General features: G+C 43.7%; 13 protein-coding genes. 3 read left to right on the forward strand and 10 right to left on the reverse strand.

The features are described from left to right. A partial coding sequence (locus AC1DV1_RS05460) for an IS1/IS1595 family N-terminal zinc-binding domain-containing protein (RefSeq protein WP_477356830.1) occupies nt 1-118 on the reverse strand: 118 nt, incomplete at its 3' end. Between the two features lie 267 nt (nt 119-385). Next, nucleotides 386-1,915: a serine hydrolase gene (locus tag AC1DV1_RS05465; RefSeq protein WP_477356355.1), complete on the reverse strand. Its 1,530-nt coding sequence runs from the start codon at nt 1,913-1,915 to the stop codon at nt 386-388. Nucleotides 1,916-2,019: 104 nt separating this feature from the next. On the opposite strand from AC1DV1_RS05465, the gene AC1DV1_RS05470 reads away from it, so the two are divergent. Then, entirely contained in the window at nt 2,020-4,203 is a 2,184-nt protein-coding gene (locus tag AC1DV1_RS05470) for a S9 family peptidase (RefSeq protein ID WP_477356357.1), read from the forward strand. A 63-nt stretch (nt 4,204-4,266) separates the two neighbouring features. On the opposite strand, the gene AC1DV1_RS05475 is transcribed toward AC1DV1_RS05470, so the two are convergent. The 5 genes from AC1DV1_RS05475 to mutY all read right to left on the reverse strand — a co-directional run bounded on the left by AC1DV1_RS05475 (nt 4,267) and on the right by mutY (nt 8,632). Continuing rightward, nucleotides 4,267-4,926: a nucleotidyl transferase AbiEii/AbiGii toxin family protein gene (locus AC1DV1_RS05475; RefSeq protein ID WP_477356359.1), complete on the reverse strand. Its 660-nt coding sequence runs from the start codon at nt 4,924-4,926 to the stop codon at nt 4,267-4,269. Between the two features lie 11 nt (nt 4,927-4,937). Next, nucleotides 4,938-5,432 carry a helix-turn-helix transcriptional regulator gene (locus AC1DV1_RS05480; RefSeq protein WP_477356361.1) on the reverse strand — a complete coding sequence of 165 codons (495 nt, stop codon included), beginning with the start codon at nt 5,430-5,432 and terminating at the stop codon, nt 4,938-4,940. Between the two features lie 72 nt (nt 5,433-5,504). Beyond that, complete coding sequence (locus AC1DV1_RS05485) at nt 5,505-6,998, reverse strand: serine hydrolase (protein WP_477356363.1); 1,494 nt, start codon at nt 6,996-6,998, stop codon at nt 5,505-5,507. A 147-nt stretch (nt 6,999-7,145) separates the two neighbouring features. Further along, nucleotides 7,146-7,562: a single-stranded DNA-binding protein gene (locus AC1DV1_RS05490; RefSeq protein ID WP_477356365.1), complete on the reverse strand. Its 417-nt coding sequence runs from the start codon at nt 7,560-7,562 to the stop codon at nt 7,146-7,148. Between the two features lie 23 nt (nt 7,563-7,585). Then, nucleotides 7,586-8,632: an A/G-specific adenine glycosylase gene (gene mutY / locus AC1DV1_RS05495; protein WP_477356367.1), complete on the reverse strand. Its 1,047-nt coding sequence runs from the start codon at nt 8,630-8,632 to the stop codon at nt 7,586-7,588. A 183-nt stretch (nt 8,633-8,815) separates the two neighbouring features. Here mutY and pnuC point away from each other — a divergent pair, with 183 nt between their 5' ends. Then, nucleotides 8,816-9,424 (forward strand): nicotinamide riboside transporter PnuC, encoded by a 609-nt coding sequence (pnuC, locus tag AC1DV1_RS05500; RefSeq protein ID WP_477356369.1) that lies wholly within the window; start codon nt 8,816-8,818, stop codon nt 9,422-9,424. 109 nt (nt 9,425-9,533) lie between these two features. Here pnuC and AC1DV1_RS05505 read toward each other — a convergent pair whose 3' ends face one another. Genes AC1DV1_RS05505 through modA form a run of 3 tightly spaced genes read right to left on the reverse strand, consistent with a single transcriptional unit; the run spans nt 9,534 to nt 11,611 of the window. After that, complete coding sequence (locus AC1DV1_RS05505; RefSeq protein WP_477356371.1) at nt 9,534-10,151, reverse strand: ATP-binding cassette domain-containing protein; 618 nt, start codon at nt 10,149-10,151, stop codon at nt 9,534-9,536. Further along, nucleotides 10,148-10,819 carry a molybdate ABC transporter permease subunit gene (gene modB / locus AC1DV1_RS05510; protein WP_477356373.1) on the reverse strand — a complete coding sequence of 224 codons (672 nt, stop codon included), beginning with the start codon at nt 10,817-10,819 and terminating at the stop codon, nt 10,148-10,150. Before modB ends, AC1DV1_RS05505 begins: the two co-directional genes overlap by 4 nt. A 15-nt stretch (nt 10,820-10,834) precedes the next feature. Continuing rightward, nucleotides 10,835-11,611, reverse strand: a complete 777-nt coding sequence (gene modA, locus AC1DV1_RS05515) for a molybdate ABC transporter substrate-binding protein (RefSeq protein WP_477356375.1) — start codon at nt 11,609-11,611, stop codon at nt 10,835-10,837. A gap of 414 nt (nt 11,612-12,025) precedes the next feature. Here modA and AC1DV1_RS05520 point away from each other — a divergent pair, with 414 nt between their 5' ends. Next, on the forward strand, nt 12,026-13,936 hold the full coding sequence (locus AC1DV1_RS05520; protein WP_477356377.1) for a 7TM diverse intracellular signaling domain-containing protein: 1,911 nt from the start codon (nt 12,026-12,028) through the stop codon (nt 13,934-13,936). Nucleotides 13,937-13,961 lie beyond the last annotated feature (25 nt).

Genomic DNA, 13,961 nt, shown 5'->3' on the forward strand with positions numbered 1-13,961 from the left:
TCTTATCTCTTACACCAGCGTGCTGCCGAATAAACAATTGCCCACATGATTTACACTTATATCGCTGTTTTTTATTCTGCTTGCCCCACTTTATTACATCCGTGCTCTTACAGGTCAAACACGCCTTTTTTTGACGATTTCATATAACAAAAAAAGCAAATTGAAACCGATTTCAATTTGCTTGATGTATATTCCTTTATTACAGTCGATTACAAAGATTCTACCAACTATTTTTGGCAATTATATCAAGTTTTAAGGTTGGTGTTTTGGTGAATAGTTGATTGGGTGATTGAGTTGGTTGTGATTGATAACCAGTTTATGTTGGCCTAATCTTAAAATAGGCCGCATTTAACTACTCACCGTTCTCTATTCACTATTCTCCATATCACTCCTTCTTAAAATCATAAGGATTATACTCCACAAAATCGGCTACTTTAACACGTACACCGATTACCCTGCCGTTTTGTACAGTAAAGGGGAATACCGCCTTGCCTAAAGTAGGATCTGAAAAGGTTACGTAGTAACGGTTGCCGCCTAAGGGTTGCAGTTTGGCAAACATTTTAGGGTGGTGTTCAAATCTTATCTCCAGGTCGTTGTTCTCGCCCTGGGTTATAGTCATACTGCCATAAAGGCTATTGGTGTATTTGCCGGTATAGTTACCGGCGGGTAAGGCCGGGCGAAGATTTAACAGTACAGAATCTCTCAGTTTTTTATCGGTGGTCTGGTCGGCGGTGGCGCGGGCTTTGTAATTAGCCAGGTAAGCGTCACTATAATTGCGGTATCCCTGGCCAAAATAGGCATCTAATATCTCCCAGCGCAGGGCTTCAAAAAACAGGTTCTGATCGGTATTGGTTAAGATGATAATACCCAGGTGGTCTTGCGGAGATAATGTTACCGAAGATAAATAGCCGTTTACCCCACCATCGTGCATCACAAGCCGGTGGCCCGAGTAGTCCTGTATAAACCATCCCAGCCCGTATAATTCAAAATTGTCTTCGCCATTCAGGTGGTGGATGCTGCCAACAATATCCTGTGGCTGGCGGGTAGCCTGGATGGCTGCCGCGGGAATTACCTGCCTGTTGCCCACTTTGCCATCATTAAGTAACGCCATCACCCACTTGCTCATGTCATTTACCGATGAGCTGATAGCGCCGGCTGGCGCAAGCCCATCAATCTGGCAGTAAGGTATGGCTGTTAGCCGGCCATCATTTAAAGTATGTGGTACGGTACGGTTTATTGATTTGGGCATTTCGGCCGTAAGGGCCAATGTGTTGCTCATGCCCAGCGGGGCAAAAATATTTTCTTTCACGTAAGCTTCCCATGACCTGCCGGTTACCTTCGGAATAATTTGGCCCGCCGTTAAAAATGCCGAATTGGTGTAACCCCATTTGGTGCGGAAAGGATAAGGCGCTTTAATTTGCCCCAGCTTTTGAATAATTTCTTCGCGGCTAAGGTTGGTGTTGTAAAATGTAAAATCGCCCTGGAAGGTTTGCAGCCCAAGGCGGTGGCACAATAAATCGCGCACAATGGCTTGCTCGCCTGCAAGTTTATTATCAAGTTTAAATTCCGGGATGTATTTGGTTACCTTATCATCTAACGAAAGTTTGCCGCTGCTTTGCAGCATGGCAAGGGCAGTAGCCGTGAAAGCCTTGGTGTTGCTGCCTATCATAAACAAGCTGTTTACATCCACAAGGTTTGGCAGGCCAAGTTCCTTAATGCCATAGCCCTTCATCAGCACAATTTTATTGTCTTTAACAATACATACCGCCACCCCCGGGATACGCCAGTTGGTAAGGGCGCGGCTTACATACAGGTCAAGGCTATCCCTTATAAACTTGCCCCGGTCGGCATGCTGGGCCCGGGTAACAGCGATAAATGAAATTGAAAAGGTAATAAGCAGAAGTATTTTTTTCATTACACTGGTTTTATACTTGGCGAATGTGCTAATTTAACGCAAAATTTACGGCGGCATTACTTATTTTTTAAATAATGCCGCATTCATTATTCAAAGCATTTTATATGAAATTTTACCGTTCAGGCTGGTCGTTCCTGTTAATCGTTCTGTTTATTTTAAACAATAACCTGGCTAAAGCGCAACGCACACCTACACACTGGGCCAATGATGGCTATCAATATTATAAAACGACAGGCGGCGAAATCACCGTTTACGATACCCGCGATAGCAGCAAAAAAACGGTTTGGATAAGCACCGCCATGCTTACGCCTAAAGGCAAAACACCCATTGGCGTAAAAAGGTTTACGATATCTGACGATGGCAAAAAAGTACTCATTAACACCAACACCAAAAAGGTATGGCGTTATGATACCCGTGGCGATTATTGGATGTTTGATACCAGCACGCAAAAGCTGTGGCAATTAGGTAAAAACCTGCCCGAATCGTCATTAATGTTTGCCAAGTTATCGCCCGATGCAACTAAAGCTGCTTACGTAAGCGGCCATAATATTTATGTAGAAGACCTGGCCAGCGGTGACGTTAAGCAACTGACTACCGATGGCAGCACCCACGTCATCAACGGCACGTTCGACTGGGCATACGAAGAAGAATTTGGTTGCCGCGATGGTTTCCGCTGGTCGCCCGATAGCCGTAATATAGCTTATTGGAAAATAGATGCTACCCAAATTAAAAGCTATTATATGCTGAACACGACCGACTCGATATATCCGTTCGTAGTACCGGTTGAGTATCCTGTTGCAGGCGAAGACCCGAGTTCGGCAAAAATTGGCGTGGTTGATATCAGCACTGCCGCTACCAAATGGATGAATATCCCCGGCGATAACGTGCAGCACTATATCCCCCGTATGGAGTGGACTTTAAGCCCCAACGAAATTATTGTTGAGCAATTGAACCGCGCCCAAACCGAAAGCCGCGTATTTATTGGCAATATATCAAACGGCACAACCCGCCTTATCCGCGAGGAAAAAAGCAACTCATGGATTGACGGCAAAGAGCGCTGGAACAATGGCGACCCGATGGGCTGGGAGTGGATAAACAAAGGCAAGGACTTTTTATGGGTGAGCGAAAAAGATGGCTGGAAACACATTTACCGCGTAAGCCGCGAGGGCAAAGAAACCCTGCTTACCAAAGGTGATTATGATGTAATTACCGTAAGCCTTATTGACGAAGCCGGCGGTTACATTTATTTTATGGCTTCGCCGGATAATGCTACCCAGAAATATTTATACCGCATAAAACTGGCAGGTGGTAAAGCAGAGCGTGTTTCGCCTGCCGATCAGCCGGGCACCCATGGTTACGATATTTCGCCTAACGGAAAAGTGGCGCTGCATAACTTCAGCAATAGCTACACACCGCCTGCAAGCGAAGTGGTAAGCCTGCCCAGTCATCAGCATATTGGCGGTAAAGTTATTGCCGTTGATAAGAATGCTAAAAACAAACCCGAGTTTTTTAAAGTAAAAACCGTTGATGGCATTGAAATGGACGGTTGGATGATGAAGCCAACCAACTTTGACCCGAACAAAAAATATCCTGTTGTATTTACCGTTTATGGCGAGCCTGCTGGACAAACCGTAACCGATACCTGGGGTACCGGCCGCAATGGCTTATACGTAGGCAGCATGGCCGACGACGGATATATTTACATGTCTGTTGAAGGGCGTGGCGCACCGGCCCCAAAAGGCACAGCCTGGCGCAAGGCTATCTATAAAAATATTGGCATCATCAACATCCGCGACCAGGCCATGGCAGCCAAAGAAATCTTGAAATGGCCTTTTGTTGATTCGGCACGCATAGCAGTACACGGCTGGAGCGGCGGCGGATCATCAACCCTTAACCTGATGTTCCAATACCCCGACATTTACAAAACAGGGATAGCTGTAGCAGCCGTAGGCGATCAGTTAACTTATGATAACATTTACCAGGAACGATACATGGGTGTGCCGGTTAATGACGAAGGCAGGGCGGCATTTATCAAAGGATCGCCAATTACCTACGCCAAAAACCTGCGCGGTAACCTACTGTACATACATGGCACAGGCGATGATAACGTACACTACAAAAACGCTGAAGAATTGATTAACGAGCTGGTTAAATACAACCGCCAGTTTGAACTAATGGCATACCCTAACCGTACCCACGGTATTTTTGAAGGCCCGGGCACCAGCCTGCACCTACATACCATGTTCACCAAATATTTGAAAGAGCATTGCCCGCCGGGTGGGAGATAGGATGGTTAAATGAAGATGCCGGTTTACGAGTTAATAGCGTTGTAAGCCGGCATTTTTTTAAACTTACCGCCTAACATTGTTAAGATTGATCACTGCCTCTTCAAGATCTTCTTTGATAAATACCCATTCTTTTTCCTTTAAGCATATGGGGTCAAAGTCATTATCTGCTTCAGTAAAATCGACGAGGTTTTTGAGTATTAGTGGTTCGTCATGCGCCCATTCAAAACGCTGTTTGTGTAAATTTATCATTTGGGCAACACTATACTTTTTCAAAAGCTCGTGCAAATCCCAAAAGTCTTTTTTTCTGCCGGTACGCTGGATTACATCAACCTTCATGGCAATAATTTCTTCTGTCGAGGCTATTCGTATTTCATCTTCCTTAACTGCAGGCTGAAAAAAAGGGTCCATGGAACAGTATATGTCCAATTTGACGGCATTATCCACATCAGGTCCAACCAGGTAGGATTTTCCTATGCCATCAATTCGTCCAAAATCTCCGCTTACATAAGTAAAATCTGCTTTGAGAAAAGATTCGATGGCCAAAAAATCCACCGAGCCATAAGGGGCATCTGTAAAAAGATCGATATCTACCGACACCCTGTGCCCCAAATATAGGCTTAAAGCAGTGCCGCCAACCAACCTGAAGTTGCTCAGTTCCCGAGCCCTCATTAATTTAATCAGGCTTTCTTTTAACACATCAGTTACGGTATTCCAATAAAGCATTTGACCGATTGTTAATGGGGAAAAATTGGAAGGCTGTTATCAATTGCAGTTACTTTACCGGTAACCTCTTTTATCTTTTCTGTGCCATAATATCTAAGAATTTCTTCTTTTTCTTCTGTATTTCCCCTTTCAAACACCCGCCGGATGACGGCTTTGTATTGCTTCTGCCATTCTATCTTGCCAATATCGGTATCCCAAAAAATTACTTTACGAATTCTGGAAAGGTTGGGGTGGTCTTTTGCTGCTATCTTTTCCTTTTCTTTCCTGGTATCATAATGTGCTTGTAGCACAAGCATGGTGCCTTCTGTTAGGTTAAGTTTGTTATCTATCTTTAAGGCAAGCGCGGGTGTTAACCTACGTCTGCCTTTGGTTATTTCATTAAGCGTTTGCGGATATTCGTGAAGCTGTATAGCAAAAGGGCCTTTTTTTAATTTCCTCTTTTTTAGTTCACGCTCAAGGATGATTCCGGGATGTATTCCAATATATTTTTCAATTGACAAATCCATTCGCAAAAGTAAACAAATTTGTTTACAAATAATTATTTATGTTATTCTGGATTGCTTAGTCGTATTTTTCCATTATTGCCTCGACAGCAACATCCCGTCCACATTAACGGTACTCACTTTACCCAGTTCGTCGATATTAAATGTAGCGCCAATTTTGCCGTACTCCTTGCGTGCGTATGGGCCAACAAAGGTATCGTAATTCCAGCAGGTAGCTTCGGCGGTTATAAAATTATTGATGTTGAATGTTAGTTTATCGGCTGTGGCGGTTATTACTACTGTTCCATAAAGGGGATCAGTGTAGGTGCCGGCATAGGCTTTCAGGTCAAGTGTAGGATGTGTGCCTATCACCCGTTTGGCTTCATAATCTTTGGTTGATTTTTCCCGTTTGGCAAGGATATCTCCATAAAGCTTTAAAAACTCCTTGCTCCAGTCGCGGTTACCGCCTAATGCAAAGTAATCAAAGGCTTTAAACATCAGGGCATGGCGCACTTCTGCGTGGTCAAGGTTGGCCAGTATGTATACGCCTATCTTTTTATCTACAATCATTCCGTTTATGGCAACCAGGCCGGTTAAGCTGCCGGTATGGAAATCAACTTTTTGTCCCTGGTAATCCTGCTGAAACCAGCCCAGGCCGTAGGTTATCCAATGCGGTTTGGTAACCCGGGCTGTGGGGTAAAATTCATTCTCGGATACAAAGGTTTGCGGCCTAAGCAGCATGGCCCAGCTTTCGGGTTTAAGCAGGCGCTGGTTGCCGTTATACTTGGTGCTATCCAGCATGCAATTAACCCATTTGGCCATATCTTCAACGCTTGACCATACCCCACCCGCCGGGCCAATGGCATCCGTAACATCTTTTTGAGCCACAACAATACTGCTATCAACCTTAATGTGTGCTGATGATTGGTTGGGCACTCCTTTAATTTTGCTGAAGGCAGGTACAGACCGTGTCATGTTTAGCGGTGTAAAAATCCTTTTCTGCACAAAATCTGCCCAGGGCATGCCGCTGGCTTTCTCAATTACTTTACCCGCGGTTACATAAAATAAGTTCTGGTACACAAAACCGGCCCTGAAACCGTATTCTGGTTTTGCCAGGCGCAAACGGCGAAGCATCTCATCAGCCGGAATGTTCATGTAAGCCCATAGGTAATCTGTATTGCCCACGCCGCTATCGTGCAAAAATAAATCGCGCACAGTTAGTTCGCGGGTTACGTAAGGGTCATACAGCTGAAAACCGGGCAGGTAATCGGTTACCTTATCATCCCAGTGCAGTTTACCTTCGTCAACCAGCATGGCGGCACAGGCGGCGGTCATAGCCTTGGTTGTTGATGCAATGCCAAAAATAGTTTGCGCGTCAACTTTATCAGGTTTGCCCAGTTCACGTACGCCATAGCCTTTGGCAAATACTACCTTACCATCTTTAACTACCGCAATGGCCAGGCCGGGCACATGCCAGTCGGCAACGGCCTGCTGTACGTAGTTGTCAAACTCCTGGATATTCGGACTGGTTTGGGCAAACGCTATGGCGGGCGCAAGACATATAAATAGCAAGCATTTTAAAAGTTTCATGATTTTGGGCTAAAGGTTTTCTGCACTCAATATAGCGATAAAATATAATGCAGCACATGTGCTGCTATCTAAAATAAAAAGCACAAAAAATACCCTTAGCTTTAGTGCAAAGAGTAACTGTTATAATTCAATTAAAACGTGTTGTTATCAGTATGCCGGTGGCAGGTCTTCTCCGTCTATATAACTCACTTGTTCACTGTGTTTTGTTGACTTTGTAACGTCAGTATCAAAATCACTTTTACGGCCAAGCATAGTAAAATTTTCGGCAACCACTTCGGTAGTGTACTTCTTGATGCCGTCTTTATCTTCAAATGACCGGGTGCGCAGTTTGCCTTCTATATAAACTAGCTTTCCTTTTTGTAAAAATTTTGCCGCCATATCTGCAAGGCCGCGCCACATCACAATATTATGCCATTCAGTTTGTTCAACCTTGCGACCATCTTTGTTATAGGTTTCGGAGGTAGCTAACGGAAAACTTGTTACTGATACTCCACCATCTAAAGTACGCAATTCAGGGTCCTTGCCTAAATGGCCAACAAGGATAACTTTATTAATTCCAGACATGCCATAAAATAACGGAAATTATTTTATAAATTAAAAATGTTTTTTATTAATATAAAAATGACCTTCGGAAGTGCCAGTTCAGGTAGGTTGTCAACGGGGATAAAGGCCCAGTTTTCTTTCAAAATAAGTGGAATGTTAGGAGTTTTAACCATCCGCACAAATAGCCGTTGGTGGGTAAGGATATGTTTTATTACGGCGGTATCTTCTATAATGTTTAGTTCGTCGCCAAATATGGCAGTTACTTCAGGGAGTTTTGCCAATTCGTGCGCTGGTAGCATCTCAGGCGTTTCAACCATTGGTAAGTCATACATATTGGCCCAGATGTCTTTATCTCCCCTTTTATTCATTAAAACGGTGTTCCCTTCCGTAACCAAAAAGTAATTTAAAAAGCGTTCGCGCACTTTTACAGTTTTTAATTTTACGGGCAACACAGTTGTTGCATTGTTTAAAAAAGCAGCACAGCCTACATGTACCGGGCAAATACCGCATGCCGGATTTTTAGGTTTACAAAGCATTGCCCCAAACTCCATCATGGCCTGGTTATGTAATGCTGGGTTTTGCTTATTAAGCAAATTTGTGGCGAGTGATTGGAAAGTATTTTTGCCTGTGGTGGAGTTAATGGCGTCATAGATTCCAAAATATCGGGCCAATACCCTGTACACGTTACCATCAACAACGGCCCTTGCTTCGTTTGACGAGAAAGATGAAATGGCAGCCGCTGTGTATTCGCCGATACCTTTAAGTTTAATCAATTCGTCATAGCTTTCGGGGAATACGCCGTTGTACATTTGCTGCACCAGCCGCGCGGTTTTAAGCATATTGCGCCCGCGGGAATAATAGCCAAGGCCCTGCCAAAGTTTAAGCACTTCGTCTTCATGTGCGGCTGCAAAATCGCTCGCTGTTGGGTATTTTTCAACAAAGCGGTTAAAATATGGCAGCCCTTGTTCAACGCGGGTTTGCTGTAAAATAATTTCTGACAACCATATCGTATAAGCATCGGTTGTATTACGCCAGGGCAGATCGCGTTTGTTGGCAAGGTACCATTGTACCAGTTCGTCGGTAAAGTTCATTGGAAGTAAAGGTAGCGAGGTAAATGGTAAAAGGCCGCATCAACTGACTTGAAGTTTAACGTGCGACACTTTAATAGATAACATCTTAATTTACGCCCGATTTATGAAATATCCCGAATGATGCCGGTGCTTGCCAATATGGCCGAGGATGTTTATTAATATCCTTTTATATATTTGGGGTAAATGCAACATCTCTCTATCGGCCAGCATATTATCCAGGGCATTAAACAAACCAGCTACCTGGAGTGGGTTGGGGCCGTTACTACCGTTGCGTGCGTTTACCTGGCTGCGCGGCAAAACATCTGGAACTGGCTGGCCGGCATTATTGCAGTAATAGCCTACATGGTGGTGTTTTTTGAGAACGGTTTATTTGGCGATGCCTATTTGCAAATTTACTTCCTGGGGACAGGCATTTACGGGTGGTATTTTTGGCTCCGTAAAAAAGAGCGGGACGAAAAACCGGTAGTTAGCCTTAACAGCAAAGCCTATGCTTTGGTAATATTGGCCACTCTTGCCCTATCAGGATTGCTTGGCCTTTATCTTCAATATTTTACATCAAGTACGGTGCCTTATATCGATGGCTTTTGCACTTCGGTAAGTTTTATGGCCCAATTGCTAATGACCCGGAAAATCCTTCAAAATTGGGCGCTTTGGGTATTTGTAGATATTTGCTACGTACCGTTATATATCTACAAAAACCTGTACGTTACTGCCGTTTTATATGCCATCTTGCTGGTTTTAGCTACCATGGGATATGTTGACTGGTATAAAGAATATAAAAGTAAGTCTTGAGTCGAAAGTCTTAAGTTCTAAGTCAGGGAAATGGTATTTACATAAAAACAAGTGAGGGTACCTGCCGGGCAAAAAAAGGACTTGAGGCTTCCGGCTTAAGACTTTCGACTTAACTGAATACCATCTCCGCATCGGTCCAGCCATCTAACTCCTGCGGATTGTGGCTTACTATGATGGTGGTTATCTTTAATTCTTTCAGTAATATTTTCAATTCGGCTATGAGTTCGGTTTTCATTTTTGGATCCAGGGCCGAAAAGGGTTCGTCCATTAAAAGTAACCGGGGTTTGGTAGCCAATGCCCGTAAAATGGTCAGGCGCTGTTGCTGGCCGCCCGACAGGTAATCGGGTTTATGCGTTTGCAGCGATTCTAATTTGCCCAGCAATAGCAGTTTACTTATCCATTTTTCGTCATCGGTAGCATATTCAAGGTGCTGCCTCACCGTCATATTAGGGAATAGTGCATACTGCTGGAACACAAAACCAATATTTCTTTTTTGGGTTGATAAATTGGTCTTTGTGTCCGAATTAAACCAGGTTTCGTTATCTGCTTTGATAATGCCTTTTTCGGGGTTAATGAGCCCTGCAATTACCTTTAAAAAAGTTGTTTTACCCGAGCCCGATGGCCCATGTATTTTGGTGACGCTGCCCGTGGCAAATTGTTTATCAATGTGTAGCACCTGTTGCCCATGATAGGCCTTTAGCTTCTTTTCGATATTGATGCTGATCATCCTAAAGGGCTTTTGGCTTGATATTTATTAAACACAAAAACAGCTATAACCATCACAAACGTTATGGAAAATAAAATGAGCGAATAGTTGTTGGCCGACGCGTAATCCATTTTTTCCACCGCATCATAAACCGCGATGGAAGCTACGCGGGTAACGCCGGGGATATTGCCACCTATCATCAGCACCACTCCAAATTCGCCAAGGGTATGTGCAAAGCTAAGTACAACTGCTGTTAACAGCGATGGTTTGATATTGGGCAGCAACACGCTTTTAAATGTTTGCCAACGCGATTTGCCTAAAGTGTAAGAAGCCTCGGCCAAGGCAGCGGGCAGCTGCTGCAATGCCGATTTTACCGGGCCAATCATAAATGGCATACTATAAATTACCGATGCCAATACTAAACCAGGGAACGAAAATACCAACTGTACATCAAAGCTATCATGCAGCCATTTGCCCAGCCCGTGCTGCGGGCTAAAAGCCAGTAACAAATAAAAGCCCAATACCGATGGCGGCAAAACCAATGGCATGGTGATAATGGCTTCTATCATGATTTTGAAAAATGACCTCCCTCCGGATAGCCACCACGCAAAAGGCACCCCCACAATAAATAGCAGCGCCGTGGTAATACCTGCCAGTTTTAAAGTAAGCCATATTGGGGATAAGTCCATCAACAAAAATAGCGGTTATTGTGTACGGTAGCCATAGCTTGCAAAAATACTTTTGGCCGCCGGGCTTAATATATACTGATAAAATCTTTCGGCACCGGGGTTATTTGCGCCATGTTTCAATAATACCATGCCCTGCAAAATAGGTTTGTAATATTTAGGGTCGATAACCTTGTAATAAAGATCTGTTTTGGAGCCGGCTTCCTTTACCAGCGATTGGGTGGTAAAACCAACATCGGCTACGCCGGTGGTAACATAGGTGTTTACCTGCGATATGCTTTCGCCATAAACAGTTTTTGATTTTACTTCGTCTAAAATGCCTTTGAATTTCAAAACCTCTTCGGCGGCTTTACCGTAAGGGGCGATGGCCGGGTTGGCTATAGCTATTTTCTTCACCCGCGCAGTTAATAACAGGCGCTCCCAATTTTCGAACCCTATGTTTTGCCAACTACAAATGATAAGGCTTCCCCTTGCATATTCCACCGGCTGTTTGGTAGCAAAGCCACCTTTAAAAAGCGTTTCGGGGAAGCTCATATCGGCAGATAAAAATACATCAAAGGGTGCCCCGTTACTTATTTGCGCCACAAGCTTACCCGATGAGCCAACTACCGGCTCAATGCTTATTCCCGTTTTCTTCTTAAAATCTTTCTGCAACACCTCAATAACCGATTGCAGGTTGGCGGCGGCTGCCACCCGCACATTTTGCGCGGCAACAGGCAAATGAGTAAAGAGGCAAATAGCGGTTAAAAAAAAGATATATTTAAACAGCTTGTTATCGTGTTGCATGTGTTCCATTTGTACTTGTTTTATGTTTTTTATGTTGCCCGTAGCGTAAATGCATCGTTTTTTCGATTGCTTAACCACGCTGTTTGGGCCGTCCTCGCAGAGCAAATATAAACTTGTTATACAATTAATTAATTGATACCAGATGGGCAAAAATTCACGAACGATTTCATTGCCACTTCCGCGATTTTTACTTATGTTACGTAAGTTTGTTTACTTTATAAAAAACTATAAAAAGATGGATAAAAATAGTGTTTAAACCTAATGAAAATCATATTTAAATAACTGTATTATATACCTTTAATAGGATTATAAAAAGAAATGTACTATCATTGTATCCGGCCTGACGCTAACCAAACTAACCAGCTTTCGTGCCCGCAAAACCAAGCTGCGGGTACGAAAGATACTTACCCCTTTTAACTGCGTATGTGCGAACTATTAAAAAGATACTTCACTGCCGTTTTACTGTTCTTTTTTTATTTTATAACACCGGCGTCTGCCCAAACTGTTGTTCGGTTGGACGACCATGTTAAGCAGCATATATTTGAATACAAACAAGTTTATTTTTTTGAAGATACCACCGGCCGCCTGCAATTTAGCGGCGATGGCGCACCTGCTTTTGACGACCGTTTTAACGTAAACCCCGAACCAACACCGGTTACCCGCAACGTAAATTCTACCTATTGGTACCGCATCAAAATCGGCGGAAACCCCGCTACCAAAAACAGCTGGCTGCTGGAATTTTTTGATCAAACTATTGATAGTATAACTGTTTATTCGCCTATCGGCGCCAACAAATATGTACCGATACTTTTGGGGAGCAGCCGCCCGTTTTCTGAGCGGTTTTATCATCATAAAAACTTTAGCCTTAACTTAAATAATCCTGGAACAAATGATGCGGTTTATTACGTCCGGATCCGGTCGCACCACTCGGTTAACGTAATAATGGTATTGCGTACCGTTAGCTGGTTTATCAGTTACGCGCTGGACGAGTATTTCTTTTTTGGTGTTTTTTACGGCATGATACTGGTTTTTGGCCTGTATAACCTCATGATGTTTATTGCCATGCGCAAGGTGCAATACCTGTATTACATTGCCTACAACCTCAGTATTGGCCTTTATGAAATGTGCGCCGATGGAATTGCCTATCAGTATATATGGCCTAACAATCCGGGGTGGAACCAGTATGCTTACGGCATAGCTTTGTTTGCCGCCAGTATTTTTGCAGTGCTGTTTACGCAAAGCCTGCTCAATTTAAAGGTAAACGCACCGCGTTTATATAAGGCTACCAGCTGGGTTATAGCGCTTCGCTGCCTGTTTTTTGCGGCCTGCATTACCATTAATAATAGTTGGTTCAACTACAAGATTATAGAGTTTGTACCGCTGCTGCTGGCATTTTACGCAGGTTGTTATACCTGGGCCAAAGGATACAAGCCAGCGCGTTTTTTTGTTATCGGGTATTTGTTTTTGCTCACGGGGTTTATCATCAAAAGCTGTATCGCTTTAAACATGTGGTGGCTGCCGGTTACCGAGTTTGATTATTATAGCCTTAGTGTTTGCTTTATTACCGAAATGCTATTTATCTCTTTTGCTATTGGCGACAAAGTACGCATCCTGAAAAAAGAAAAGGACGACGCCCAGGTGACAATGATTAAGCAAATGAAGCAGAACGAGGAATTGAAAGACGTACTAAACAAACGCCTGGAAGAACAGGTGCAGGAACGGACCAAAGAACTGGTTGAAAAATCATCGATGATAGCCGACCAGAACGAGGAACTACGATCTGTAAACGAATTACTGCAGCACCAGGCCGAAGAAATTTCGCGCATGAATGTGTTGTTGGAGAAAGATAATGTTACGTTGCATAACGATATTGAGAAGGTAACGCACGACAGGGTAATGTCGGCCGAGGTTGATTTTGAGGAGTTCAGCAAGATCTATCCCGACCGGGAAACCTGTTTTAAATTCCTGAGCGACCTGAAGTGGGAAAATGGCTACGCCTGCCGTAAATGTGGCGGTACGCACTATGGAGGCGGGCATCTGCCGTATAGTCGCCGCTGCTCCAAATGCGGTTACGAAGAATCGGTAATTGCTTACACCATTTTACAAAACACCCGCATCCCCATCAATAAGGCTTTTTACATGATTTTTTTGATGTACTCTACAAAAGGAAAAATCTCGTCACATAAATTATCGGAAATTCTATCTATCCGCCAAAGTACCTGCTGGGCCTACAGCACTCGTATTAAAAAGGCCATGGAGGCCCAGAAAAAAGAGATTAAAAACGCAGGCTCAAAAGGGTGGAGTAAGTTGGTGATTGATAACTCGCCAGAATAAATAGCCTTACCTCATGAAATCACCA

This window comes from Mucilaginibacter sp. P4_D1 (genome assembly GCF_056401935.1).